Origin of the sequence: Streptomyces xinghaiensis S187 (assembly GCF_000220705.2) — a bacterium.
Classification (GTDB): Bacteria; Actinomycetota; Actinomycetes; order Streptomycetales; family Streptomycetaceae; genus Streptomyces; species Streptomyces xinghaiensis.
Genome location: NZ_CP023202.1, coordinates 2,658,664 through 2,682,580, shown reverse-complemented (window position 1 = coordinate 2,682,580; position 23,917 = coordinate 2,658,664). Strand labels below are relative to the sequence as shown.

The following is a 23,917-nucleotide window of genomic DNA, read 5'->3' as shown; positions in this document are numbered from 1 at the left end:
CGCCCGCCGCGGAGGGCCCGGCCCCGCGCCGGCCCCCGGTCAGTCCAGCGGTACGCCCGTCGTCTGCGCGGCCTCCGGCCGGGCGCGCAGCTCCTCCGTGCACGGGTAGCGCTTCAGCGGGTCGCCGTCCGGTCCGCCGAGGACGACGGAGTCGTCGCCCGCGACGGCCGCCGAGCCCGCGAAGGTGCAGACGAGCTGGGCGAGCGCGTACGCCGGGAGCTCGTCCGGGATGCGGCTCAGCCGGAGCGCGTTGCCGGGGTCTCCCTCGCGGGGTGCCGCGACCTCCAGCCCGTCGGGCACCTCGCTGGAGAACCCGCCCTCGTCCTCGGCCCGGGAGGGCGGGGTCTGGAGCTCCGCGAGCAGGTCCCGCGCCCTGCGCAGCCGGTCCTCCTCCGCCCGGCCGTCCGTGTACCGCACGGCGCGCTGCACCCGCATGATCTGGGCGCTGCACACCAGATAGACGTCGGCCGGGGCCTCCTTGCCGGAGTCCGGTACGGGCGTGGGGTCGCCGGAGACCTGACAGGACACCCGGGACGGGGCGGGGCCCGCGTCCACCGGCACGGAGGTGCCGCGGATGCCGCAGCCCGCGCCGCCCGCGAGGACGAGGGCGGCCAGGGCGGCGGTCAGCGGGCCGCGACGCGGGCGGCGGGGAGCGGTGGCCGGCGGGGGTGCCGGTGTCGGGGTGGCGGCGGGTATCACGCGGTGTCCTGTCCCTGCTCGTCCGTTCCGGGGCCGGCGGCGTCGGCGTCCATCGGCAGGCGCAGCCGGAACACGGCCCCGCCGTCGGGGTGGTTGGCGACGGCGATGTCGCCGCCGTGGATGTGCGCGTTCTCCAGGGCGATGGACAGGCCCAGTCCGCTGCCCTCGCTGCGCGGCCGGGACGCGCTCGCCTTGTAGAAGCGGTCGAAGACGTGCGGCAGGACGTCCTCGGGGATGCCCGGCCCGTGGTCCCGCACCTCCACGGTCAGCCAGGAGTCCTCGGGCCGGACGGTGACCCGTACCGGCGACCCGCCGTGCTTGAGCGCGTTGCCGATGAGGTTGGCCAGGATGACGTCGAGCCGGCGCGGGTCGAGGCGGGCCACGATGCCGCGTTCGGCGTCGAGTTCGACCGCGTCGAGCCAGGCGCGGGCGTCGATGCAGGCGGTGACCATGTCGGCCACGTCCACGTCGTCGAGCACCAGCCGGGCCGTGCCCGCGTCGAAGCGGGTGACCTCCATCAGGTTCTCCACGAGGTCGCCGAGGCGCCGGGTCTCGTCCACCACCAGCCGCACCGCGGGGGCGATCATCGGGTCGAGGTTGTCGGTCTCGTCCTCCAGCACCTCCGTGACGGCGGTGATGGCGGTCAGCGGGGTGCGCAGCTCGTGCGACATGTCGGCGACGAAGCGGCGGCTGGCGGCCTCCCGCGCGCTCAGCTCCTCGACCCGTTGCTCCAGGGAGGCGGCGGCCCCGTTGAACGTCCGGGAGAGATCGGCCAGTTCGTCCGTGCCGGAGACCTGCAGCCGGGTGTCGAGCTTGCCCTCGCCGAGCTGCCGCGCCGCGTCCCCCAGCCGCTGCACGGGCCGCAGCACGGTGCTGGCCGCGGCCTGGGCGAGCAGCGCCGAGCCGATCAGCGCCAGCGCCGTGGCGATGCCCAGCGACCAGGCCAGCGAGTTGAGGTCGTCCCGCTCGGTGGTGAGCGACTTCAGCATGTAGCCGGTGGGCCCGCCGCCGATCACCTTCGCCCCGCCGACCAGATACGGGTCGCCGTCGAGGGTGATCCGCTGCCAGTACAGGTGGTAGGGCAGCCCGTCGCCCACATCGGCCGGGCGCTCCTCGTTGACCGCCGTCCGCAGCGGCTCCGGCACCGCCTTCAGGGTGAAACCGCCCGCCCGGGAGACCGCGGCACAGGGCTTGTCGTCCCGGTCCCGGTCGACGAGGACGACCTCGTACCGCTGGGTGCTGTCGGCCATGCGCTCGGCGGCGTCCCGCAGCTGGTCGCACTGCGGGCGCATGGGCAGTGAGCCGGTGTTGTCGGCGAGCGACTGGCGGAAGTCGTTGAGGGCGGCGTTCTGGGTGCGGGTGAGCACGGCGTCCCGGTTGAGCCAGTACGCGATGCCGGAGGCGGACACGGCGGCGGTGAGCGCCACCAGGGCGAAGACGAACACGAGACGCAGCCGCAGGCTCGTCAGCCGGAACAGGCCGGAAGCCCAGCCGCGCACCCGCCCGGAGGGCTCGGTCACTGCGGACTGTCCAGCCGGTAGCCCACGCCCCGCACGGTACGGATCAGGGTCGGCGAGGACGGCACGTCCTCCACCTTGGCGCGCAGCCGCTGCACACAGGCGTCCACCAGGCGTGAGTCGCCCAGGTAGTCGTGCTCCCACACCAGCCGCAGCAGCTGCTGCCGGGAGAGCGCCTGGCCGGGCCGGCGGCTCAGTTCCAGCAGCAGTCTCAGCTCGGTCGGGGTGAGCTGCAGATCCTCGCCGTTCTTGGTGACCGTCATCGCCGAGCGGTCGATGACCAGGCTGCCGAAGGTCGCCGCGTCGTTGTTCTCCCGCTCCCCGCGCCGCAGCACGGCACGGATCCGGGCGTCGAGGACGCGCGGCTGGATGGGCTTGACGACGTAGTCGTCCGCCCCGGACTCCAGCCCCACCACCACGTCGATGTCATCACTGCGCGCGGTCAGCAGGATGATCGGGAGCTGGTCGGTGCGGCGGATGCGGCGGCAGACCTCGAAGCCGTCGATCCCCGGCAGCATCACGTCCAGCACAATCAGATCCGGCCGCTGCTCGCGCAGCAGTTTCAGGCCGTCCTCGCCCGTCGCCGCGGCCACCACACGGTGACCCTGGCGCGACAGGGAGAGTTCGAGGGCCGTACGGATGGCGTCATCGTCCTCGATCAGCAACAGGTATGGCACGTTGGTCATTCTGTCCCACGGAGGGCCGATAGTTCGAGGGGCGAAGGATCCGGGCTTTGGTTACTGCCCCGGGAGCCCCTGTGACACGGCTGTGACAGGCGACGGACAGGGCGATGAAACTGGGCCTGCAATCTGGTGTGCACCGGGCGGGGGAGAACGGCCCGGACAGCCAACGGACGTCAGCAGGCTCCACCGACGGGGGGCGCGGGATGAACACACTGCACACCGGATCCACCAGCGCAGTTGTCACGCGCCTGCACGCCGCCGGCCGGGCCTTCGGACGCGACCGGGCGGAGTCCGGGGCGGAGAAGTCCGGTGCCGTGAGCGGGCGGGGGTGCGCTCGCGGCGCCGGGCGTCAGAGCCGGCAGCGCACGTATCTGCCGGTGGTCGACGCGGTGACGGCCGGCAAGGGGGGCGGCTCCTCCCGCGGGAGCGCCGCGTACGGGGAGGCGAGGGGGGAACGCAGCACCCTGCCGGAGGCGGAGTTCACCGCCTACGTCCGGGAGCGCCGCGCCTCCCTGTACGCGACGGCCTACCACCTGACCGGTGACCGGTACGAGGCGGAGGACCTGCTGCAGAGCGCGCTGTTCTCCACCTACCGCGCCTGGGAGCGGATCAGCGACAAGGCCGCCGTCGGCGGGTATCTGCGGCGCACCATGACCAATCTGCACATCAGCGCCTGGCGCCGGCGCAAGCTCAACGAGTACCCGACCGAGGAGCTGCCGGAGACGGCGGGCGACCACGACGCGATGCGCGGCACCGAACTGCGCGCCGTGCTGTGGCAGGCGCTGGCCCGGCTGCCCGAACTCCAGCGCACCATGCTCGTGCTGCGCTACTACGAGGGCCGCACCGACCCGGAGATCGCGGACATCCTCGGCATCAGCGTCGGCACGGTCAAGAGCAGCATCTGGCGCTCGCTGCGCCGGCTGCGCGACGACGAGGCGCTCAGCTTCGGCCGGGACCGGGAGGAGTCCTTCGGCGAACTGGTCGCCTGAGACCCGGGGCGGCGGGGAGCCGCCCGGGGGCACGGGGGAGCGGGGATACGGGGGAACAACGGGGGCCTGCCCCTCGGGGGACGGGCAGGGCAACGGGGGCCACCGCTCGGGGGAGTGGTGGAAGAGGCGGGACCGAGCGGCCGGGGGGTCTGTTCGGTCCCGCTTCGTCATGCCCGGGGGAGGACCGGGCCGTTCCCGGTCCTGCCCTCACCCCGCCCTCATCTCCCGGGGCTCGCCGGGCTCGCGGAACGGGCCGGGGCCGGGCGCGGGGCGGGAACGGACGCGGCCCCGGTAGCGGTAGCGGCGGCGGAGGTCCGCCCGGCCGCCGGGCGGTGGCGCGCCGCGGCCGCCCCGATCCGGGCGAGCGCCTCGTCCCGGCCGCAGGGGTGGGCGCCGAGCGCCGACTGGCGGGCCACGATGCCGCGTTCGGACCGCATCAGCCGCCAGCCGCGCCGCAGCAGGACGGTGACGGACTTGCGGCCCTCCCGCAGATCGCGCAGCAGCCGCCGCCGGAAGGTGGTGGACGGCCGGCCGCGCAGGCACAGGGCGTCCGCCAGCAGCCCTTCCGCGCGGCAGCGTTCGATGATGTCGGCGGCGAAGATGCCCTCCGCCACGAACAGGGGCGCGTCACCGAGGCCGAGCGTGACCTCGCCGGTCCGCGAGCTCGTCGCGATGTCGTACACCGGGACGGCCGCCCGGCCGGTCCGGCACAGCGCCCCCACCGCGGCGACCGCCGCGTCCGCGTCCCAGGAGAGCGGGGAGTCCCAGTCCGTGCCGCTGCCGTCCGGGAGCCCGGGCAGGGCGGGGTCACCGGTCTCGCGGTAGAAGTCGTCGAGATTCAACACGGGCAGGCCGGTGCGGGCGGCGAGGGAGGACTTGCCGGAACCGGAGGGGCCCGTCAGGAGGACGACATGGGCGCGGGGGTGCGGTTGGCGGTTCACGGAACGCCATTCTCGCGCATGGCACGGCGTGCGCGGCAGGGGGACGGGACCGCGGACTTTCCGTCGCCCGGGGGTCACTTGGCGTGTCCGGTGGGAGCCGGAAAGCGGAACGGCGGCGGGGCGTGCCCGTTCGGTACGGCGGCCGGCTCGGGGCGGACGCCCGCGTGGTACGGCGGCCCTCGCGCGGCGGGCCCCGGCGGAACCGGGACAGCGGTTCGGCCGGGGCCCGCCGGAAGGCGCGGGGCACGCGGGTGCCGGGGCGCGGGTCCCGGACCGTCCCGGGTCAGACGCCCATCGGGTGCCAGACCGTCTTCGTCTCCAGGAAGGCCAGCAGCCGCTCCGTGCCCGGGTCGGCGGCCCAGTCCGTCCCGGCCTGCGGGCGGAGCACCCGCTTGAGGTTGTCGGCCGCGGCTGTCTCCAGCTCCTTCGCCAGGGCGGCGTCCGCCCCGGCCAGGTCGATCGCGTTGACGTCCTGGTGGGCGGCGAGCGGCGCGGCGATCTCCGCGGTGCGGCCGGAGAGGATGTTGACGACCCCGCCCGGCAGATCGGAGGTGGCCAGCACCTCGCCCAGGGAGAGCGCCGGGAGCGGGGCCCGCTCGGACGCCACGACCACGGCCGTGTTGCCGGTGACGATCACCGGGGCGATCACCGACACCAGCCCGAGGAAGGACGAGGTGTCCGGTGCGAGGACCGCCACGACACCGGTCGGCCCCGGCGTGGAGAGGTTGAAGTACGGGCCGGCGACCGGGTTGGCCGCGCCGGCGATCTGGGCGACCTTGTCGGACCAGCCCGCGTACCAGACCCAGCGGTCGACCGCCGCGTCCACCCGCGCCGCCGCCTTCGCCTTCGACAGGCCCTCCGCGGCGGCCACTTCGGCGGTGAACTGCTCGCGCCGGCCCTCCAGCATCTCGGCGACGCGGTAGAGGATCTGGCCCCGGTTGTAGGCCGTGGCGCCGGACCAGCCGGGGAACGCCTTGCGGGCGGCGACGACCGCGTCCCGCGCGTCCTTGCGGGAGGAAAGCGGCGCGTTCGCCAGCCAGTTGCCCTTGCTGTCGGCCACCTCGTACACCCGTCCGCTCTCGGAGCGGGGGAACTTCCCCCCGACGAACAGCTTGTAGGTCTTGAGGACGCTCAGCCGCGCGGCGGCGCCCCTGCCGGTGTTCCCGGCCGCACCGGTCGCACCGTTCGCAGTCGCATCAGACATCGAGGTATGCCTCCAGGCCGTGACGTCCGCCCTCCCGGCCGTAGCCGGACTCCTTGTAGCCGCCGAACGGCGAGGCGGGGTCGAACTTGTTGAACGTGTTGGCCCAGACGACGCCCGCGCGGAGCTTCTCGGCCGTCCACAGGATGCGCGAGCCCTTCTCCGTCCAGATGCCGGCGGAGAGCCCGTACGGCGTGTTGTTGGCCTTCTCCACGGCCTCCGCGGGGGTGCGGAAGGTCAGCACCGACAGCACCGGGCCGAAGATCTCCTCGCGGGCGATGCGGTGCGCCTGGGTGACGCCGGTGAAGAGGGTCGGCGCGAACCAGTAGCCGGAGGCGGGCAGTTCGCAGGACGGGGACCAGCGTTCGGCGCCCTCCCGCTCGCCCGCGTCGGCCAGCTCCCGGATGCGGGCCAGCTGCTCGGGGGAGTTGATGGCACCGACGTCGGTGTTCTTGTCCAGCGGGTCGCCGACCCGCAGGGTGGCCATCCGCCGCTTGAGGGCGTCCAGCACCTCCTCCGCCACCGACTCCTGCACCAGCAGCCGGGAGCCCGCGCAGCAGACATGGCCCTGGTTGAAGAAGATCCCGTTGACGATGCCCTCGACGGCCTGGTCGACGGGCGCGTCGTCGTAGACGATGTTGGCGGCCTTGCCGCCCAGCTCCAGGGTGAGCTTCTTGTCCGTCCCGGCGACCGTGCGGGCGATGGCCTTGCCGACCCCGGTGGAGCCGGTGAAGGCCACCTTGCGGACGTCCGGGTGCGCCACCAGCGCTGCACCGGCCGCGCCGTCGCCCGTGACGATGTTGACGACGCCCCGCGGCAGTCCGGCCTGCCGGCAGATGTCCGCGAAGAACAGCGCGGACAGCGGGGTGGTCTCGGCGGGCTTGAGGACGACCGTGTTGCCGGTGGCCAGCGCCGGGGCGATCTTCCACGCCAGCATCAGCAGCGGGAAGTTCCACGGGATGACCTGCCCGGCCACGCCCAGCGGCTTCGGGTCGGCGCCGTAGCCGGCGTACGCCAGCTTGTCGGCCCAGCCCGCGTAGTAGAAGAAGTGCGCGGCGGCCAGCGGCAGGTCGGTGTCGCGCGACTCGCGGATCGGCTTGCCGTTGTCGAGGGACTCCAGCACGGCCAGTTCGCGCGAGCGCTCCTGGATGATCCGGGCGATCCGGAACAGGTACTTGGCCCGCTCCGCGCCGGGCAGCGCCGACCAGGGCCCGAAGGCCCGGCGGGCGGCGGCCACCGCCGCGTCCACGTCCTCCGGGCCGCCCAGGGCGACCTCGGAGAGCACCTCCTCGGTGGAGGGCGAGACGGTCGTGAAGACCTTGCCGCCGGCCGCCTCGCGGAACTCGCCGTCGATGAAGTGGCCGTACGACGGCGCGATGGCGACGACCGAGCGCGACTCGGGCGCCGGCGCGTACGCGAACGCGCCCCGGGGCGCCTGCTGCGCCGGCTGCTTGTCCACGGGCTGGGTGTCCTCGGGGTGCTGGGGGGTGTCCTGGGAGGTGTCCAGGGTCTGGGGATCCGTCATGGGGCTCAGTCCACCGTCACGTAGTCGGGACCGGAGTAGCGCCCGGTGCTCAGCTTCTGGCGCTGCATCAGCAGGTCGTTGAGGAGACTGGAGGCGCCGAAGCGGAACCAGTCCGCGGTCAGCCACTCCTCGCCGAGCGTCTCGTTGACCATCACCAGGTACTTGACGGCGTCCTTGGTGGTCCGGATGCCGCCCGCGGGCTTCACCCCGACCTGCACCCCGACGGCCGCGCGGAAGTCGCGCACGGCCTCCAGCATGAGCAGGGTGACGGGCGGGGTGGCGTTGACGGCGACCTTGCCGGTGGACGTCTTGATGAAGTCGGCGCCCGCGAGCATCGCGAGCCAGGAGGCCCGGCGCACGTTGTCGTAGGTCTGCAGCTCGCCCGTCTCGAAGATCACCTTGAGGTGGGCGGCGGTGCCGTCGTCACGCCGGCAGACCTCCTTGACCCGCCGGATCTCCTCGAACACCTGGAGGTAGCGGCCGGAGAGGAAGGCGCCGCGGTCGATCACCATGTCGATCTCGTCCGCGCCGGCCGCCACCGCGTCCCGGGTGTCGGCCAGCTTGACGGGCAGCGCGGCCCGGCCGGCCGGGAAGGCGGTGGCGACGGAGGCCACGTTGATCTCCGGGGCCCCGGCCTCGCGCAGCGCCGCCTTGGCGGTGGCCGCCATGTCCGGGTAGACGCAGATCGCCGCGACCCTCGGGACGGTGCGGTCCAGCGGGTCGGGACGCGCCCCCTTGGCGCACAGCGCCCGGACCTTGCCCGGGGTGTCCGCGCCCTCCAGGGTCGTCAGGTCAATCATGGAGATGGCCAGGTCGATGGCGTACGCCTTGGCCGTGGTCTTGATCGAGCGGGTGCCGAGGGCCGCCGCGCGGGCCTGCAGGCCGACGGCGTCGACACCCGGCAGGCCGTGCAGGAAACGGCGCAGCGCGGCGTCGGAGGCGGTGACGTCCGCCATCGACGCCAGACGCTCCGGGGCCTCGCTGCCGTACGCGGGTACTACGGGCTTGGGAAGCATGGTCACCAGGTGAGCATATCTACGCGCGTAGCAGCCTGTCACCCCCGGGGAGGGTGGTTCCCGCCACGGGCCGCCGGGGCGGGACGGGGCGTGGCGGTGCCGGACCGGGACGTGTGTCCCGCCCGGCCCGTCGGGCACAATCGCCCCCATGACGAGCCCGGACACCCCCTCCTCCCCGCAGCCCGAGACCGGCCCGGGGTACGCCGACCGCGTCTACCGCTCCGGCTCCGCACTGGCCGGCGGCGTGCTGCTGCTCGGACTCGCCGGCTGGCTCGGCATCGACGCGATGATCCGCGGCGAGGGACGCACCCCCTGGTTCGCGCTGGCCGGGCTGCTGCTCGCGGTGCCGCTCGTCGTCGCCTTCACCTTCCGGCCCGCCGTGTTCGCCGGTGAGGACCGGATGCGGGTGCGCAACCCGTTCCGCACCATCACGCTGCCCTGGGGCGCGGTCGAGGGTGTGCGCGCGGGCTACTCCAGCGAAGTCTTCGCGGAGGGACGGACGTTCCAGCTGTGGGCGATCCCGGTGTCGCTGCGGGCGCGGAAGAAGACCGCCCGGCGCAGCGCCCGGAGCGCCGCCGCCGACGACGTCCGCGGAGCCTCGCCCGCCGGGGCGGGGCCGGACCGGGCCCCCGCCGACGAGGCCGTGGCCGAACTCGCGGAACTGGCCGAGCGGTACGCGCGCCGGGAGACGGCGCAGGGGACGGCCGAGGTGCGCTGGGCCTACGAGGTGCTGGCCCCGGCGGCGGCGGGGGCCGTGCTGCTGGCGGTCGTCGCGCTGCTGGGCTGAGGCTCCGCGCCGCGGGCCGCCGCCGGGAGCCCGCGGTGCACCGGCGTCCGGCGGCGGGGCCGGGGCCGGCCCCGCCGGAGGAGTCACAGCCCGGCGGCCGCGGAGAGGTCCACCTTGAGCGCGGCCAGGACCGCCCCGGCGGTGATCCGGGCGTCGGCCAGCGCGTCCGGCGCGTCCACCGGCACGACGGCTTCCAGGTAGCACTTGAGCTTGGGCTCCGTGCCGCTCGGCCGGACCACCACCCGCGCCGCCTCGACCCGGCAGCGTCCGGCTGAGGTGGCGCCGCCGGCGAGCGTGTAGCGCAGCCCGTCCGTGGGCGGCAGTTTCCCGCTGCCCCCGGTCAGGTCCTCGGTCCGGGTGACGGGGAGCCCGGCGAGCGTGGCGGGCGGCTGCCGCCGCAGCCGTCCCATGGCGTCGGAGATCAGCGACAGGTCGGTGACGCGGACCGACAACTGGTCGGTGGCGTGCAGGCCGTACTCCAGGGCGATGTCGTCCAGGAGTTCGGTGAGGTCGCGGCCGGTCGCCTTCAGCTCGGCGGCCAGTTCGGCGATGAGCAGGGCGGCGGTGATGCCGTCCTTGTCGCGGACGCCCTCCGGGTCGACGCAGTAGCCGAGCGCCTCCTCGTAGGCGTAGCGCAGCCCGTCGACGCGGGCGAGCCACTTGAAGCCGGTCAGCGTCTCCTCGTACGGCAGTTCGGCCGCCGCGGCGATCCGGGAGAGCAGGGAGGAGGAGACGATCGTGGTGGCGAAGGAGCCGGACGCGCGCTTGTGCACCAGGTGCTCGGCCAGCAGCGCGCCGACCTCGTCACCGCGCAGCATCCGCCAGCCGGTCGCGGTGCCGGGCGCGGGGACGGCCACGGCGCAGCGGTCCGCGTCCGGGTCGTTGGCGATGATCAGGTCCGGTGACGCGGCGCGGGCGGTGGCGAAGGCCAGGTCCATGGCCCCCGGCTCCTCCGGGTTGGGGAAGGCCACGGTCGGGAACGCCGGGTCGGGATCGCCCTGTTCGGCCACGACGACGGGGGCGGGGAAACCGGCCCGTTCGAAGGCGGCGAGCAGGGTGTCGCGGCCGACGCCGTGCAGGGGCGTGTAGACGGTGCGGACGTCCCGCGGGGAGCCGCCGGTGAGCACCGCGTCCGTACGGGCCAGATAGGCGTCGACGATCTCGTCGCCGAGCGTCTCCCAGCCGGTCTCCGCCCGGGTCACGTCCGCCAGGCTCCGCACCGCCGCGATCTCGGCCGCGATTTCCGCGTCCGCCGGGGGCACGATCTGCGCACCGCCGCCGGTCCCGCCGAGATACACCTTGTAGCCGTTGTCGCGCGGCGGGTTGTGGCTCGCCGTGACGGTGACGCCGGCGACGGCCCCCAGGTGCCGTACGGCGAAGGCCAGGACGGGGGTGGGCAGCGGACGGGGCAGCAGCGCGGCGCGCAGCCCGGCGCCGGTCATGACGGCGGCGGTGTCACGGGCGAAGTCCGCGCTCTTGTAGCGGGCGTCGTAGCCGATGACGACGAGGCCCGGCCCGCCGTCCGAGGACGCGGCCTGCTTGCGGAGGTACGCGGCGAGACCGGCGGCGGCCCGGATCACCACCGCGCGGTTCATCCGCAGCGGGCCCGGGCCGAGCTCGCCGCGGAGACCGGCGGTGCCGAACTGCAGCATGCCGCCGAAACGGTCGGCGAGGGCCGCGGTGTCCTCCGCCTCGATGAGCGCGCTCAGCTCCTCGCGGGTCTCGGGGTCGGGATCCTCGGCCAGCCAGGCGCGGGCCTGCCGGATCAGCTCCGCTGTGTCGCTTGCCACTGCCACGTGACGCTCCTGCTGTGTCGTGGGCGGCCGGCCCGCCGGGACGCGGGCCGCTCGCCCGGGGCTGCGGCCGCCGCCCCGCGCCCGTTCGGCGCGGCGGGGGCCGGTGTACGGATCTGCGGTGTACGGGTCTGGGTCTGCGGTGTACGGGTCTGGTCGGTGCGGGCACGGGGCCCGGGGGACCGGCGCCGGCGGGCCCGCGCACGGGCACCGCGATCCCGTGGACCCCGGGGACCGGCACGGCGTCCCCGGGGAACCGCACCCGCCGGAACCAGTACCCGGCTTGATCGTCCTCTACCGGCCCTCGGGGCAGTGGGAGTACCCGGCGCGGGAGCCGGCCGGTCCCGGCCCCGTTGGCCGGGCGGCCGTGCCCCCCGGTTGCGGCCCGTCCGCTCCGCCGCCCGCCCGTGCGCCGGACCGCTCAGAGGCGGCCGAGGACCTGGGCGAGCAGGCTGCCCATGCGGGTGGCCGAATCGCGGCCGGCCTGGAGCACTTCCTCGTGGTTGAGCGGCTCGCCGGTCATGCCCGCGGCCAGGTTCGTCACCAGGGAGATGCCCAGCACCTCGGCGCCCGCCTCGCGGGCCGCTATGGCCTCCAGGGCGGTCGACATGCCCACGAGGTCGGCGCCCAGGGTGCGGATCATGTTGATCTCGGCCGGGGTCTCGTAGTGCGGGCCGGGGAACTGCGCGTACACGCCCTCTTCGAGGGTGCTGTCGATCTCCCGGCACAGGGTGCGGAGACGGGCCGAGTACAGATCGGTGAGGTCGACGAAGTTGGCGCCCACGATCGGCGACACCGCGGTGAGGTTGATGTGATCGCTGATGAGGACCGGCTGGCCCGGGCGCATGCCGGAGCGGAGGCCGCCGCAGCCGTTGGTCAGGACGACGGTCTTGCAGCCGGCCGCCACGGCGGTGCGGACCCCGTGCGTGACGGCGGCGACGCCGTGGCCCTCGTAGTAGTGGGTGCGGCCGAGGAAGACCAGCGCGCGCTTCTCCCCGATCCGGTACGAGCGGATCCTGCCCGCGTGGCCCTCGACGGCGGGCGGCGCGAAGCCGGGCAGCTCGGTGACCGGCAGATCGCTCTCCGGCGTGCCCAGCGCATCCGCGGCGGGGACCCAGCCGGATCCCATCACGAGGGCCACGTCATGGCTCTCGGCACCGGTGAGCTCGCGCAGGCGGGCGGCGGCGGCGGTGGCGTCGGGTGCGCCGGGGACGTGCGGGGAAGTCTCAGAAGCGTTCACGCGGAGAGGGTAACCCGGTTTGGCCTACGCGCGTAGACGTAAGAGCGCGACCCGATGGAACTCGGCCACCCGGCAGGGCGCCGGCAAGGGCCCGGAGGGGGCCCGGAGAGGCCGTCGGACGGCCGTTTTCCGCGGGTTCGAAGGCGTTCGTCCGCCGGGTGATCCGGCCTGCGCGGCCGGTGCCGGACGCAGTCAGCAGGGCCGCTTCCGCAGCTCCATCACATAGTCGTGCGGTGCCCCCGCCGACTCCGCCGCGTCCGCGATCTCCCCGAGGTAGCGCGCGGAGGGCAGCCCGCCCTCGTAGCCGTTGAGGACGTACAGCCAGGCCGCGTCCTCGCCGTCGAGGGTGTGCACCCGCACCCGCATCCGGCGGTATATGTCGAGACCGACGCCCTCCCAGCGGTCCATGGAGTCCTCGTCCATCGGCGCGATGTCGTAGAGCGCGACGAAGGTCTGCGCGCGCGGCGCCTCGACGATCGTGGCCAGGGCGCCTTCCCAGCCCATCTGCTCCCCGCCGAACGTCAGCCGCCAGCCCGAGAGCCAGCCCGTACCGCGCAGCGGTGAGTGCGGGGCGCGGCGGGACATCAGCCGCGCGTCGAGGTTGCCGGCGTACGCGGCGTAGAGCGACATGAGCACGAGGGTACGGGAGGCCGGGCGCGGGTTCGCGGCTTCACCCCCTCTCCGCGGCCCGCCCCGGTGCCCCGCCCCCGGACCCCCGCCGGGAGGTCCGGGGCCGCGTGGGTGACAATGGGGTACGTGACTCGGATCGTGATCATTGGTGGCGGACCAGGCGGCTACGAGGCGGCCCTGGTGGCCGCGCAACTGGGCGCGGAAGTGACCGTCGTCGACTCCGACGGTCTCGGCGGTGCGTCGGTGCTGACCGACTGCGTGCCGTCGAAGACGCTGATCGCGACCGCCGAGGTGATGACGACCTTCGACTCCTCCTACGAGGAGCTGGGCATCATCGTCGCCGACGACACCCCGCACGTGGAGCAGTCCGCCCGCGTCGTGGGGGTGGACCTCGGCAAGGTCAACCGCCGGGTGAAGCGCCTCGCGCTCGCCCAGTCGCACGACATCACCGCGTCCGTCACCCGCGCCGGCGGCCGGGTGCTGCGCGGCCGGGGCCGGCTGGAGGCGACGCGGGCCGCGGACGGCTCCCGCCAGGTGACCGTGCGGTTCGCCGACGGCAGCGAGGAGACCCTGGTCGCGGACGCCGTTCTGGTGGCCACCGGCGCGCACCCGCGCGAGATCCCCGACGCCCTGCCCGACGGCGAGCGCATCCTCAACTGGACCCAGGTGTACGACCTGGAGGAGCTGCCCGAAGAGCTGATCGTCGTCGGCTCCGGCGTGACCGGCGCCGAGTTCGCCGGCGCGTACCAGGCGCTGGGCTCGCGGGTCACCCTGGTCTCCAGCCGGGACCGGGTGCTGCCGGGCGAGGACCCGGACGCGGCGGCGGTCCTGGAGGACGTCTTCCGGCGGCGCGGCATGAACGTCCTGAGCCGCTCCCGCGCGGCCGCCGTGAAGCGCACGGACGACGGGGTCGAGGTGCGGCTGTCCGACGGCCGGACCATCACCGGCTCGCACTGCCTGATGGCGGTCGGCGCGGTCCCCAACACCAGCGGCATCGGCCTGGAGGAGGCCGGGGTCGGGCTCAAGGACTCCGGGCACATCCGCACCGACCGGGTGTCCCGCACCAGCGCCCCGGGCGTGTACGCCGCCGGCGACTGCACGGGCGTCTTCGCGCTGGCGTCGGTGGCCGCGATGCAGGGCCGGATCGCGATGTACCACATCCTCGGTGACGCGGTCGCGCCGCTGGACCTCAAGACCGTCTCGGCGAACATCTTCACCGACCCCGAGATCGCCACGGTCGGGTACTCACAGGCCGACATCGACAGCGGCCGCATCGAGGCCCGCTCCGTCAAACTGCCGCTGCTGCGCAACCCGCGGGCCAAGATGCAGGGCATCCGGGACGGCTTCGTGAAGCTGTTCTGCCGCCCGGGCACGGGGATCGTCGTGGGGGGCGTGGTGGTCGCCCCGCGCGCCAGCGAGCTGATCCACCCGATAGCGCTCGCGGTCGACAACAACCTCACCGTGGAGCAGGTCGCCAACACCTTCACCGTCTACCCGTCGCTGTCGGGCTCGATCGCCGAGGTGGCCCGGCAGCTGTACACCCGGAAGAGCGTGGGCGAGGCCTAGCCGGACGGGCGCACGGCCGGACGGACGGACGGGCGGACGGGACGGGACGGGAGCCGGGCTCGGTGCGGGCAGGCGGGCAGGTGTCCGACGGCCCGGCCGCGATCGCGTATAGCAGGTGCGGGACCCGCCTGCGGGCAACTTCTGCTATTCGGTGAAAACTGCTGAAAGCAGTCGGTCGATGGCGTTACTGTCAGTTTCGTGTTCGCTGCAGAACGTCGCCAATTGATCCTAGAAATGGTGCGTGCGAACGGAGCGGTGTCGCTCCGGGAGCTCGCCCGCGTCGTCCAGACCTCCGAAGTGACCGTACGGCGGGATGTGCGGGCACTGGAGGCAGAAGGACTGCTCGACCGCCGCCATGGTGGTGCGGTCCTGCCCGGGGGCTTCAGCCGGGAGTCCGGCTTCCCGCAGAAGTCCCATCTCGCCAGCGCCGAGAAGACCGCCATCGCCGATCTGGCGGCGAGCCTCGTCACCGAGGGCGAGGCGATCGTCGTCGGCGCGGGCACCACCACCCAGGAGCTGGCCCGCCGGCTCGCCCGCGTCCCCGGTCTGACCGTCGTCACCAACTCCCTGCTCGTCGCCCAGGCCCTCGCCCACGCCAACCGGGTCGAGGTCGTCATGACGGGCGGCACCCTGCGCGGCTCCAACTACGCCCTGGTCGGCAGCGGTGCCGAGCTGTCCCTGCAGGGGCTGCGCGTCTCCCGCGCCTTCCTGTCCGGCAGCGGGCTGACCGCCGAGCGCGGGCTCTCGACCTCCAACATGCTCTCGGCGAGCGTGGACCGGGCGCTGGTCCAGGCCGCCGGCGAGGTCGTGGTCCTCGCCGACCACACCAAGCTGGGCACCGACACCATGTTCCAGACGGTGCCCACCGAGCTGATCACCCGGCTGGTCACGGACGAACCGCCCGCCCCCGACGACCGGGCCGCCACCGAACTCCAGGCCCTGGCCGACCAGGGCGTGCAGATCGCGGTGGCCGGACCGGGAGGCGGCGGTACCGACAGCGGCGGCCCGGCCGGCCGAAGACCGCGCCGGATGGCCCCGCCGCCCGTCGCCGCCAAGACGGACGACCTGCCGCTCCCCGGGCAGCGCCGGGCCCATCCGGGGGGCGGGCCCCCGCCTCCCCTGCGCAGCGCCGCCTCGCTGGCCGAGCAGCCTCCGGGCAACGGCCGGGTGGCGGACCTGCGCCGCCGCTGAGCTGCGGGCACCGACGCCGTACGGTGCCCGCCGCCCGGCGGCCGGTTTTCCCCTCCGGTGCGGTCGTGCTTCTCCGGCGCGGGCCATGCCTCTTCGGCGCGGGCCATGCTGCTCAGGCGGCCGGCCGGAGGCCGTGGAGGGTGAGGGTGAGGAGCCGGTCCGCCAGCCCGGTGTCGCCGGGGGTCTCCTCGGCGGCGATCGCGATGGCGTTGGTCAGCTGCAGCAGGTCACCGATCCCCACCTCGGGCCGCACGCTCCCGGACCGCTGCGCCCGGGCCAGCAGGGCGCCGCCCGCGGTCCGTACCGGCACGCTGCAGGAGGAGAGTTCGCAACTGCCGTCCGGGGAGGCGGTCATCAGGGTGCGGGAGAGGCCGCGGTAGGTGACGGCGTGGCCGATGAGGGCCCGCAGCCAGGCCAGGAGCGCGGCGCACGGCTCCGCCGCGTCCAGCAGTTCCCGCCCGCGGGCCACCAGGGCGTCGGCCTCGCTCTGGAAGACGGCGCTGATGAGTGCGCGGCGGCTGGGAAAGTGCCGGTAGAGGGTGCCGACGCCGACGCCCGCGCGGCGCGCCACGTCCTCCAGCGAGGTGTCGGTGCCGTGCTCGGTGAAGGCGGACCGGGCCACGGCCAGCAGCCGCTCGTGGTTCCGCCGCGCGTCCGCGCGCATCGGACGCGCCGCCGTCCGCTCCGTCTCCGTCGCCATCGCCGCCGGTCCTCCCCTCACTCTGCCGACCGACCGTGTGCGTCCCAGGATGCCACCGCCGGACGGGTGGGTGACCGCCGAATGCCCGGGCCGGTGGTCATGGCCGTGCTTGCCGGTCCGGGATTGCGGGCCATGGTTCCCGGGCCGTGACTCGGGCCGTGGTGACGGCTCCCCCGGCGGCGGCCCGGGACATGCCGCAGCCCCGGCCGTCGGGCCGGGGCTGCCGCGTGGTGGGTCCGCCGCGCGGGCGGGGTCAGTCCTTGATCTCGCAGATGACGGCGCCGGAGGAGAGCGCCGCGCCGACCTCGGCGGCGAGGCCCTTGACGGTGCCGGAGCGGTGCGCGTTGAGCGGCTGCTCCATCTTCATGGCTTCCAGGACGACGACCAGGTCGCCCTCGTTGACCTGCTGGCCCTCTTCCACGGCCACCTTGACGACGGTGCCCTGCATGGGCGAGGCGAGGGTGTCGCCCGAGGCGGCCGCGCCGGCCTTCTTCGCGGTCTTCCGCTTGGGCTTCTTCTGCCCGGCGGCCGGGGCGGACGCCACACCCAGCGAGGCCGGGAGGGAGACCTCCAGCCGCTTGCCGCCGACCTCGACCACGACCGTCTCGCGGGTCTCGGCCTCGGCGTCCTCGGAGCCGGGGGCCGCGAACGGCGGGATCTCGTTGGCGAACTCGGTCTCGATCCACCGGGTGTGGACGGTGAACGGCTCGCCGGACCCGTCCAGTTCGGGGGCGAAGGCCCGGTCCTCGACCACCGCGCGGTGGAAGGGGATCGCGGTGGCCATGCCCTCGACCCTGAACTCGGCCAGCGCGCGGGCGGCCCGCTGCAGGGCCTGCTGCCGGGTGGCGCCGCTGACGATCAGCTTGGCGAGCAGGGAGTCCCACGCCGGGCCGATGACCGAGCCGGACTCGACACCGGCGTCCAGCCGCACGCCCGGGCCGGATGGCGGGGCGAAGACGGTGACGGTGCCGGGCGCCGGGAGGAAGTTGCGCCCCGGGTCCTCGCCGTTGATGCGGAACTCGAAGGAGTGGCCGCGCACGGCCGGGTCCCCGTAGCCGAGTTCCTCGCCGTCGGCGATGCGGAACATCTCGCGGACCAGGTCGATGCCGGTGACCTCCTCGGTGACCGGGTGCTCCACCTGGAGACGGGTGTTGACCTCCAGGAAGGAGATCGTGCCGTCGACGCCGACGAGGAACTCGACGGTGCCGGCGCCGACGTAGCCGGCCTCCTTGAGGATCGCCTTGGAGGCGCGGTACAGCTCGGCGTTCTGCTCCTCGGAGAGGAAGGGCGCGGGAGCCTCCTCGACGAGCTTCTGGTGGCGGCGCTGGAGCGAGCAGTCGCGCGTGGAGACGACCACCACGTTGCCGTGGGTGTCGGCGAGGCACTGGGTCTCGACGTGCCGCGGCTTGTCCAGGTAGCGCTCGACGAAGCACTCGCCGCGGCCGAAGGCGGCGACCGCCTCGCGCACCGCGGAGTCGTACAGCTCGGGCACCTCTTCGAGGGTGCGGGCGACCTTCAGGCCGCGGCCGCCGCCGCCGAAGGCGGCCTTGATGGCGATCGGCAGGCCGTGCTGCTCGGCGAAGGCCACGACCTCGTCCGCGCCGGAGACCGGGTCGGGGGTGCCGGCGACCAGGGGCGCGCCGGCCCGCTGGGCGATGTGGCGGGCCGCGACCTTGTCGCCGAGGTCGCGGATGGCCTGCGGCGGCGGGCCGATCCAGATCAGGCCCGCGTCGATGACCGCCTGGGCGAACTCGGCGTTCTCCGAGAGGAAGCCGTACCCGGGGTGGATGGCATCCGCGCCGGACTCGGCGGCGGCCCTGAGGACTTTGGACATGTCCAGATAGCTGGCTGCCGGGGTGTCACCACCCAGCGCGTAGGCCTCGTCGGCCGCGCGGACGTGCAGAGCGTCCCGGTCCGGATCGGCGTAGACGGCTACGCTCGCGATCCCGGCGTCCCGGCAGGCGCGGGCAACGCGGACAGCGATTTCGCCACGGTTGGCGATGAGCACCTTGCGCACGATGGCTCCCTCCTTGAAACAAGGCGAGTTTAGGGACTGCCGACACGCCATGCCGAGGCGCCTCAGGGGGTGACCTTCCCCACACGCACGGTCAGGCCACCGGTGCCCAACGGCCGAAAGTCCTTGTCGTGCAAGGATAAGCGCGCCTCACCGAAGCCGTGGTCGAGCGCCGGTGTGGGCAAGGTCTCTGTCGGGGCCCCAGGTGGGCGGGTGGATTTTTTTGTGGGGTCCCTACGAAGCGGGGCCGGAAACTTTGCCGGGTGGTCGCTTCCTCGCCGCGGCCTTCGCAGACCCCTTGTCCTACGGCATTACCCGTTAGTAGCGTGCCGCACGTCGTCTGATACTCGTGGTAACAGGCCGAGCGGTGGGAAGAGGGGTGGGTCCGGTGGCTCGCAGACCGGTGGCGCTCGTGGCGGCGGTGGTGCTGATGACCGAGGCGCTGGGCATCGTCTGGCTGCACTGGTTCCTGGGGAAGGTCGTGGACGGCCAGCGCATGTCGCTCGCCGGTCTGGACCCGGACCACATGTCGGCCGGAACCCTGGCGCTGGGCATCGGCTTCGGGCTCTACCTGTTCGCCTGCGGCGCGGTGCTGCTGTACGGCGGACTGCGCGACCGGGCGCCGAACCGCTTCTTCCGCGTCCTGCTGATCGCCTGCGCGGTGGTGCACGCGCTGCTGGGCGCCCTGACGGTCGGTCTGGTGGGCTGGGGCGCGTTCGCGTTCATGATGCTGGTGTTCGGCCTCGTCGTGCTCTCGCTGATCGCGTACGGGGAGCCGGGCCGCGGCCGGGCCGCCAAGGGCGGTGCCGCGGGCCGCGGCGGAGCCGGCGGAACGGGACCCGGCGGGACGGTCCCCGGGCCCCAGCCGCCGGTCGTGCCGGGCACCCCCGGAGCGGTCTGAGCGGGCCCGCCGCGCGGCGGGTGCCCCGGCGCCCGTCCGGTGCCCGGGACGGGCGTCCGGGCCCGCGCGGGCCCCTGCTGCGGCCCGCCCCCGTGAGCCGGCCTCAGACCGCCGGTCGGACGTCCTCGCGCACCCACAGGTCGGTGATCCGCAGGTCCAGATCGGCGAGGAGCGCACGCAGGGTCGGCAGGGACAGCCCGATGACGTTGCCCGGGTCGCCGTCGATCCCGTCGATGAACGGCGCCGACCGCCCGTCGAGCGTGAACGCGCCCGCCACATGGAGGGGTTCACCGCTGGCGACGTAGGCGGCGATCTCTTCGTCCGACGGCTCGCCGAACCGTACGGTCGTGGACGCCGTCGCCGAGACCTGCCGTCCGCTCACCGTGTCGATGACGCAGTGCCCGGTGCGCAGCACGCCCGAGCGGCCCCGCATGGACTTCCAGCGGGCCGTGGCGTCCTCCGCGCCGTCCGGCTTGCCGAGCGCCCGCCCGTCCAGGTCCAGCACCGAGTCGCAGCCCACGACCAGCGCGCCCGCGGCCTCCGCCCGGCCGGCCACCGCGGCGGCCTTGGCCTCCGCCAGCAGCCGCGCGAGCTCGCCCGGGGTCTCCGCGGTCAGCGCGTCCTCGTCCACCCCGCTGACGATGACCTCGGGCGCGAGCCCGGCCTGCCGGAGCAGGGCGAGACGGGCCGGGGAGCGGGAGGCGAGAACGAGCGTGCGGGGTACGGCGGATGCGTTGTTCGGCATGCGGGCCAGCGTATAGAAGCGGCCGCGGGGGCGGCGGGGGGCTCCGGGCGGCGGCGGAAGGCGCCCGGGGGCGCGCGGGCCGCCGGGGAGGGCGTCAGCCCTGGAAGCCCACGAGGAGCAGCAGGACCACGATCACCGCGACCGCGAGCACCCCTCCGGCACGCCGCAGCATCTCCTCGGTGTCGCGGAGGTCCCGGGGCGGTTCGTCGGAGGGGTCGGACCACAGCATGCGTCCGATGATCCGCCGGAAATGGCGGTGCCGCCTGAGTACGGATACTCAGGCGGCACCGTTCCGTTCGCGGGGCCGGCGCGGGCCGGCGCGGGCCGGCGCGGGCCGGACGCGCCTCAGCGCGGCCAGTACGAGCTGCGCCAGGCCGTGGGGCCGGGGTGCGGCAGCCCGCGGCCCGGCACGTTCCGCGCCGGGTCGGCCCATTCGTCCAGCCGCTCGGGCGCCGCGGCGGCGGACGAGGCCGCCGAGGCGCGTGCCTGGACCACCGCCAGTGCGGCGGCCAGCTCCTCCGGGGTCGGATTGCCCCGTACCACCTTGAACATCGCCGGCCTTCCTTCCCTCGGCTTCCGCCGTGTCTGATTCCCGCCGTTTCACCCCGTACGTCCCCGCCGTACCGCTGCTCCTCACCGCCCGCCGGGCGGGCGGCCCGCACCCCCTACAGCGGGATGTTGCCGTGCTTCTTCGGCGGCAGGGACTCGCGCTTGGAGCGCAGGGTGCGCAGGCCCCGGGTGATGTGACGGCGGGTCTCGGACGGCATGACCACCGCGTCCACGTAGCCCCGCTCGGCCGCGACGTACGGGTTGAGCAGCGTGTCCTCGTACTCGGCGATGAGCCGCTGCCGCAGCTCCTCCTGCGCCTCGGGCGTCTCGGCGGCGGCGAGCGTCCTGCGGTGCAGGATGTTCACCGCTCCCTGCGCGCCCATCACCGCGACCTGGGCGGTGGGCCAGGCGAGGTTGAGGTCGGCGCCGAGGTGCTTGGAGCCCATCACGTCGTACGCGCCGCCGAACGCCTTGCGGGTGATGACCGTGATCAGCGGGACGGTCGCCTCCGCGTAGGCGTAGATCAGCTTGGCGCCGCGCCGGATGATGCCGCCGTACTCCTGCTCGACACCGGGGAGGAAGCCGGGGACGTCGACGAAGGTGATCACCGGCACGTTGAAGGCGTCGCAGGTGCGCACGAACCGCGCGGCCTTCTCGGAGGCGTCGATGTCGAGGCAGCCGGCGAACTGCATCGGCTGGTTGCCGACGATGCCGACGGGGTGGCCCTCGACCCGGCCGAAGCCGGTGATGATGTTCGGCGCGAAGAGCGCCTGGGTCTCCAGGAACTCGCCGTCGTCCAGGACGTGTTCGACGATGGAACGCATGTCGTACGGCTGGTTGGCCGAGTCCGGGATGATCGCGTCCAGCTCGCGGTCCTCGTCGGAGGTCTCCAGGTCGGCCTCCTCGGGGAAGGCCGGGGGCTCGCTGAGGTTGTTCGACGGGAGGTAGGAGAGGAGCGCCTTGACGTACTCGATGGCGTCCTTCTCGTCGCCCGCCATGTGGTGCGCGACCCCGGAGGTGGCGTTGTGGGTGCGGGCGCCGCCCAGTTCGTCGAAGCCGACGTCCTCGCCGGTGACGGTCTTGATGACGTCCGGGCCGGTGATGAACATGTGCGAGGTCTGGTCGACCATCACCGTGAAGTCGGTGATGGCGGGCGAGTACACCGCGCCGCCCGCGCAGGGGCCGACGACCAGGGAGATCTGCGGGATCACCCCGGAGGCGTGGGTGTTGCGGCGGAAGATCTCGCCGTAGAGGCCGAGGGCGCTGACGCCCTCCTGGATGCGGGCGCCGCCGGAGTCGTTGATGCCGATGACCGGGCAGCCGTTCTTCAGTGCGAAGTCCATCACCTTGACGATCTTCTGGCCGAAGACCTCGCCCAGGGCGCCGCCGAAGACCGTGAAGTCCTGGGAGAAGACGGCGACGGGGCGGCCGTCGACGGTGCCGTAGCCGGTCACCACGCCGTCACCGTACGGGCGGTTCTTCTCCAGGCCGAAGTTGGTGGAGCGGTGCCGGGCGAACTCGTCCAGCTCCACGAAGGAACCCTCGTCGAGCAGCAGGTCGATCCGCTCCCGAGCCGTCAGCTTGCCCTTCGCGTGCTGTTTCTCGACGGCGCGCTGCGAGCCGGCGTGCGTGGCCTCGCCGATGCGCCGCTGCAGGTCCGCGATCTTTCCCGCGGTGGTGTGAAGGTCGATTTCCGGCTCGGACATCGGGATGCGGCTCCTGCTCGTCCTGGTGGGGGCTACCTGGTTACCGCCTCGTAGCGTATCGGCGGCACTGTGTCCTGCGAGTGCGGCGTTGGCCACATCTCCGCAGGCCGGGTACCGCGCGCGGAGGGGCGCGTGCGGTGAGCGCACGCTCCTTGTGCGCGGGGGACGCGGCGGGGCGGCGGGATGTGGGCGATCGCACAGGGGCGCGCCGGAGCGGGCGGGGGGGCGGGCTCCCGGCACGCCGGCCGGCTGTTCCCTGCCTACGCTGGCCCCATGACTGCCACACCGTCCGGCGGATCCGCGCCGGAACCGCCCGGCCGCTGGTCCGATCTGGAGCGGCCGCCGCTGAACGCCACCGGGCTGCGCCGCGCCCTCGTCCGCCCCGGCGGGCTGTGGACCTCGCTGGACGTCGTCGAGGTCACCGGCTCCACCAACACCGATCTGGCGGAACGGGCGGCGGCCGGAACCGTCCCCGAGGGAGCGGTGCTCGTCTCCGAGGAGCAGTCGGCGGGCCGGGGCCGGCTCGACCGCCACTGGGTGGCGCCGGCCCGCTCCGGGATCTTCGTCTCCGTCCTGCTGCGGCCGGGACCCGCCGTCCCCGTCACCCGCTGGGGCTGGCTGCCGCTGCTCGCCGGGGTGGCCACCGCGACCGCCGTGTCCCGCACCGCGGGCACGGACACCGCGCTGAAGTGGCCCAACGACCTGCTGGTGACGGTGGAGGGGGAGGAGCGCAAGGCGGGGGGCGTCCTCTCGGAGCGCGTCGGCGACGGGGACGTCGTCCTCGGTATCGGCCTCAACGTGTCGCTGGGCGCGGACGAGCTCCCCGTGCCCGGCGCGGGCTCGCTGGCCCTGGCCGGAGCGGTTTCCACGGACCGCGACCCGATCCTGCGGGCCGTCCTCCGCTCGCTCGAACAGTGGTACGGCGACTGGCGCGCGGCCGAGGGCGACCCGGCGCGCAGCGGAGTCCTGGAGGCGTACGCCGCCGGCTGCGCCACCCTCGGCCGGACGGTCCGGGCCGTGCTGCCGGGCGACCGGGAGATCAGCGGCGAGGCGGTCGCCCTGGACGGGGACGGGCGGCTGGTGCTGCGGACCGAGGGGGGCGGCCGGGAGGCCGTCGGCGCGGGCGACATCGTCCACCTGCGGCCCCGCGGGTGAGAGAGCGGCCGGAGAGAGTGAGCCAGCACACACCTGACGTATCGTTGAGGCGGCCGGGGACAGCGTCCCGGGCCCGTCCGGGTGGCGGACCCGGGCGGCACGGCGAGATGTGATCGGAAGGGCTGTGCGCACGGATCGGACAGGGGGCGGGCAGTGATCGTCGACGACGCGGGCGCCGGCGAGGGCTCGGAAGGACCGGATGCCGGCGGGGCCCCCGGCGGCGGCGCGGGCACGGCCGGCGGCGAGCGGGCCGGGGAGGGCGCCGAGGGCCCCGAGGGCTCGGACGAGGGCTCGGACGAGGGCCCGTCTCCCGGCGCGGAGCGGCCGGACACGGGCGGCCCGCCCCCCGGCACCGGAGCCCCGTACACG

The 23,917-nt window shown here is 74.2% G+C and carries 22 protein-coding genes; 6 read left to right on the top strand and 16 right to left on the bottom strand.

Annotated features, from left to right (window positions below):
* Nucleotides 1-39: 39 nt before the first annotated feature.
* Genes SXIN_RS11380 through afsQ1 form a run of 3 tightly spaced genes read right to left on the bottom strand, consistent with a single transcriptional unit; the run spans nt 40 to nt 2,893 of the window.
* On the bottom strand, nt 40-699 hold the full coding sequence (locus tag SXIN_RS11380; RefSeq protein WP_238153733.1) for a hypothetical protein: 660 nt from the start codon (nt 697-699) through the stop codon (nt 40-42).
* Complete coding sequence (locus tag SXIN_RS11375) at nt 696-2,318, bottom strand: ATP-binding protein (protein ID WP_095758004.1); 1,623 nt, start codon at nt 2,316-2,318, stop codon at nt 696-698. Before SXIN_RS11375 ends, SXIN_RS11380 begins: the two co-directional genes overlap by 4 nt.
* Nucleotides 2,216-2,893: a two-component system response regulator AfsQ1 gene (afsQ1, locus tag SXIN_RS11370; protein ID WP_176743657.1), complete on the bottom strand. Its 678-nt coding sequence runs from the start codon at nt 2,891-2,893 to the stop codon at nt 2,216-2,218. Before afsQ1 ends, SXIN_RS11375 begins: the two co-directional genes overlap by 103 nt.
* Before the next feature lie 209 nt (nt 2,894-3,102).
* On the opposite strand from afsQ1, the gene SXIN_RS11365 reads away from it, so the two are divergent.
* On the top strand, nt 3,103-3,888 hold the full coding sequence (locus SXIN_RS11365; RefSeq protein WP_019710380.1) for a SigE family RNA polymerase sigma factor: 786 nt from the start codon (nt 3,103-3,105) through the stop codon (nt 3,886-3,888).
* 218 nt (nt 3,889-4,106) lie between these two features.
* Here the strand turns inward: SXIN_RS11365 and SXIN_RS11360 are convergent, their stop codons facing one another.
* The 4 genes from SXIN_RS11360 to deoC all read right to left on the bottom strand — a co-directional run bounded on the left by SXIN_RS11360 (nt 4,107) and on the right by deoC (nt 8,571).
* On the bottom strand, nt 4,107-4,829 hold the full coding sequence (locus tag SXIN_RS11360) for an ATP-binding protein (RefSeq protein ID WP_238153732.1): 723 nt from the start codon (nt 4,827-4,829) through the stop codon (nt 4,107-4,109).
* A 283-nt stretch (nt 4,830-5,112) separates the two neighbouring features.
* A complete protein-coding gene (locus SXIN_RS11355) occupies nt 5,113-6,033 on the bottom strand; it encodes an aldehyde dehydrogenase family protein (protein ID WP_019710379.1) in 921 nt (306 codons plus the stop codon).
* A complete protein-coding gene (locus SXIN_RS11350) occupies nt 6,026-7,555 on the bottom strand; it encodes an aldehyde dehydrogenase family protein (RefSeq protein ID WP_019710378.1) in 1,530 nt (509 codons plus the stop codon). Before SXIN_RS11350 ends, SXIN_RS11355 begins: the two co-directional genes overlap by 8 nt.
* A 5-nt stretch (nt 7,556-7,560) precedes the next feature.
* Entirely contained in the window at nt 7,561-8,571 is a 1,011-nt protein-coding gene (gene deoC, locus SXIN_RS11345) for a deoxyribose-phosphate aldolase (protein ID WP_039822662.1), read from the bottom strand.
* 148 nt (nt 8,572-8,719) lie between these two features.
* Between deoC and SXIN_RS11340 the strand changes: the two genes are divergently transcribed.
* Entirely contained in the window at nt 8,720-9,358 is a 639-nt protein-coding gene (locus tag SXIN_RS11340; protein WP_095756942.1) for a PH domain-containing protein, read from the top strand.
* 83 nt (nt 9,359-9,441) lie between these two features.
* Here SXIN_RS11340 and SXIN_RS11335 read toward each other — a convergent pair whose 3' ends face one another.
* The 3 genes from SXIN_RS11335 to SXIN_RS11325 form a co-directional block, all read right to left on the bottom strand.
* Entirely contained in the window at nt 9,442-11,148 is a 1,707-nt protein-coding gene (locus tag SXIN_RS11335) for a phospho-sugar mutase (protein WP_019710375.1), read from the bottom strand.
* Nucleotides 11,149-11,572: 424 nt separating this feature from the next.
* Nucleotides 11,573-12,391 carry a purine-nucleoside phosphorylase gene (locus SXIN_RS11330; protein ID WP_019710374.1) on the bottom strand — a complete coding sequence of 273 codons (819 nt, stop codon included), beginning with the start codon at nt 12,389-12,391 and terminating at the stop codon, nt 11,573-11,575.
* Between the two features lie 192 nt (nt 12,392-12,583).
* The gene (locus SXIN_RS11325) at nt 12,584-13,021 is read right to left on the bottom strand and encodes a gamma-glutamylcyclotransferase family protein (protein ID WP_039822657.1); all 438 of its coding nucleotides are present in this window, start codon (nt 13,019-13,021) and stop codon (nt 12,584-12,586) included.
* A 117-nt stretch (nt 13,022-13,138) separates the two neighbouring features.
* On the opposite strand from SXIN_RS11325, the gene SXIN_RS11320 reads away from it, so the two are divergent.
* Together SXIN_RS11320 and SXIN_RS11315 are read left to right on the top strand one after the other, a co-directional pair.
* Nucleotides 13,139-14,587 carry an NAD(P)H-quinone dehydrogenase gene (locus tag SXIN_RS11320; protein WP_019710372.1) on the top strand — a complete coding sequence of 483 codons (1,449 nt, stop codon included), beginning with the start codon at nt 13,139-13,141 and terminating at the stop codon, nt 14,585-14,587.
* Nucleotides 14,588-14,821: 234 nt separating this feature from the next.
* The gene (locus tag SXIN_RS11315) at nt 14,822-15,778 is read left to right on the top strand and encodes a DeoR/GlpR family DNA-binding transcription regulator (RefSeq protein ID WP_238153731.1); all 957 of its coding nucleotides are present in this window, start codon (nt 14,822-14,824) and stop codon (nt 15,776-15,778) included.
* 112 nt (nt 15,779-15,890) lie between these two features.
* On the opposite strand, the gene SXIN_RS11310 is transcribed toward SXIN_RS11315, so the two are convergent.
* Together SXIN_RS11310 and SXIN_RS11305 are read right to left on the bottom strand one after the other, a co-directional pair.
* Nucleotides 15,891-16,478 (bottom strand): TetR/AcrR family transcriptional regulator, encoded by a 588-nt coding sequence (locus tag SXIN_RS11310; protein ID WP_019710369.1) that lies wholly within the window; start codon nt 16,476-16,478, stop codon nt 15,891-15,893.
* Between the two features lie 253 nt (nt 16,479-16,731).
* Nucleotides 16,732-18,495, bottom strand: a complete 1,764-nt coding sequence (locus SXIN_RS11305; protein WP_019710368.1) for an acetyl/propionyl/methylcrotonyl-CoA carboxylase subunit alpha — start codon at nt 18,493-18,495, stop codon at nt 16,732-16,734.
* Between the two features lie 385 nt (nt 18,496-18,880).
* Here SXIN_RS11305 and SXIN_RS11300 point away from each other — a divergent pair, with 385 nt between their 5' ends.
* Complete coding sequence (locus SXIN_RS11300; protein WP_095758003.1) at nt 18,881-19,393, top strand: hypothetical protein; 513 nt, start codon at nt 18,881-18,883, stop codon at nt 19,391-19,393.
* Nucleotides 19,394-19,496: 103 nt separating this feature from the next.
* Here the strand turns inward: SXIN_RS11300 and SXIN_RS11295 are convergent, their stop codons facing one another.
* The 4 genes from SXIN_RS11295 to SXIN_RS11285 form a co-directional block, all read right to left on the bottom strand.
* Nucleotides 19,497-20,138 (bottom strand): nucleoside triphosphate pyrophosphatase, encoded by a 642-nt coding sequence (locus tag SXIN_RS11295; RefSeq protein WP_039818873.1) that lies wholly within the window; start codon nt 20,136-20,138, stop codon nt 19,497-19,499.
* 94 nt (nt 20,139-20,232) lie between these two features.
* Nucleotides 20,233-20,367, bottom strand: coding sequence for a morphogenic membrane protein MmpB (mmpB, locus tag SXIN_RS32735; protein ID WP_019707034.1), 135 nt, complete (start codon nt 20,365-20,367; stop codon nt 20,233-20,235).
* Between the two features lie 116 nt (nt 20,368-20,483).
* Nucleotides 20,484-20,690 (bottom strand): acyl-CoA carboxylase subunit epsilon, encoded by a 207-nt coding sequence (locus SXIN_RS11290; protein ID WP_095756940.1) that lies wholly within the window; start codon nt 20,688-20,690, stop codon nt 20,484-20,486.
* Nucleotides 20,691-20,803: 113 nt separating this feature from the next.
* Nucleotides 20,804-22,393 carry an acyl-CoA carboxylase subunit beta gene (locus SXIN_RS11285; protein WP_019710365.1) on the bottom strand — a complete coding sequence of 530 codons (1,590 nt, stop codon included), beginning with the start codon at nt 22,391-22,393 and terminating at the stop codon, nt 20,804-20,806.
* Between the two features lie 273 nt (nt 22,394-22,666).
* Here SXIN_RS11285 and SXIN_RS11280 point away from each other — a divergent pair, with 273 nt between their 5' ends.
* Nucleotides 22,667-23,548 (top strand): biotin--[acetyl-CoA-carboxylase] ligase, encoded by an 882-nt coding sequence (locus SXIN_RS11280; protein WP_039822650.1) that lies wholly within the window; start codon nt 22,667-22,669, stop codon nt 23,546-23,548.
* Nucleotides 23,549-23,917: the final 369 nt, after the last annotated feature.

What these genes read in the sequence shown, in the direction of transcription:
- SXIN_RS11295 (WP_039818873.1), bottom strand. Translation starts at nt 20,138, where the DNA reads ATGCCGAACAACGCATCCGCCGTACCCCGCACGCTCGTTCTCGCCTCC.
- SXIN_RS11325 (WP_039822657.1), bottom strand. Translation starts at nt 13,021, where the DNA reads ATGTCGCTCTACGCCGCGTACGCCGGCAACCTCGACGCGCGGCTGATG.
- SXIN_RS11310 (WP_019710369.1), bottom strand. Translation starts at nt 16,478, where the DNA reads ATGGCGACGGAGACGGAGCGGACGGCGGCGCGTCCGATGCGCGCGGAC.
- deoC (WP_039822662.1), bottom strand. Translation starts at nt 8,571, where the DNA reads ATGCTTCCCAAGCCCGTAGTACCCGCGTACGGCAGCGAGGCCCCGGAG.
- SXIN_RS11365 (WP_019710380.1), top strand. Translation starts at nt 3,103, where the DNA reads ATGAACACACTGCACACCGGATCCACCAGCGCAGTTGTCACGCGCCTG.
- SXIN_RS11280 (WP_039822650.1), top strand. Translation starts at nt 22,667, where the DNA reads ATGACTGCCACACCGTCCGGCGGATCCGCGCCGGAACCGCCCGGCCGC.
- mmpB (WP_019707034.1), bottom strand. Translation starts at nt 20,367, where the DNA reads ATGCTGTGGTCCGACCCCTCCGACGAACCGCCCCGGGACCTCCGCGAC.
- SXIN_RS11315 (WP_238153731.1), top strand. Translation starts at nt 14,822, where the DNA reads ATGGTGCGTGCGAACGGAGCGGTGTCGCTCCGGGAGCTCGCCCGCGTC.
- SXIN_RS11290 (WP_095756940.1), bottom strand. Translation starts at nt 20,690, where the DNA reads ATGTTCAAGGTGGTACGGGGCAATCCGACCCCGGAGGAGCTGGCCGCC.
- SXIN_RS11340 (WP_095756942.1), top strand. Translation starts at nt 8,720, where the DNA reads ATGACGAGCCCGGACACCCCCTCCTCCCCGCAGCCCGAGACCGGCCCG.
- SXIN_RS11350 (WP_019710378.1), bottom strand. Translation starts at nt 7,555, where the DNA reads ATGACGGATCCCCAGACCCTGGACACCTCCCAGGACACCCCCCAGCAC.
- SXIN_RS11285 (WP_019710365.1), bottom strand. Translation starts at nt 22,393, where the DNA reads ATGTCCGAGCCGGAAATCGACCTTCACACCACCGCGGGAAAGATCGCG.
- SXIN_RS11320 (WP_019710372.1), top strand. Translation starts at nt 13,139, where the DNA reads ATGGGGTACGTGACTCGGATCGTGATCATTGGTGGCGGACCAGGCGGC.
- SXIN_RS11355 (WP_019710379.1), bottom strand. Translation starts at nt 6,033, where the DNA reads ATGTCTGATGCGACTGCGAACGGTGCGACCGGTGCGGCCGGGAACACC.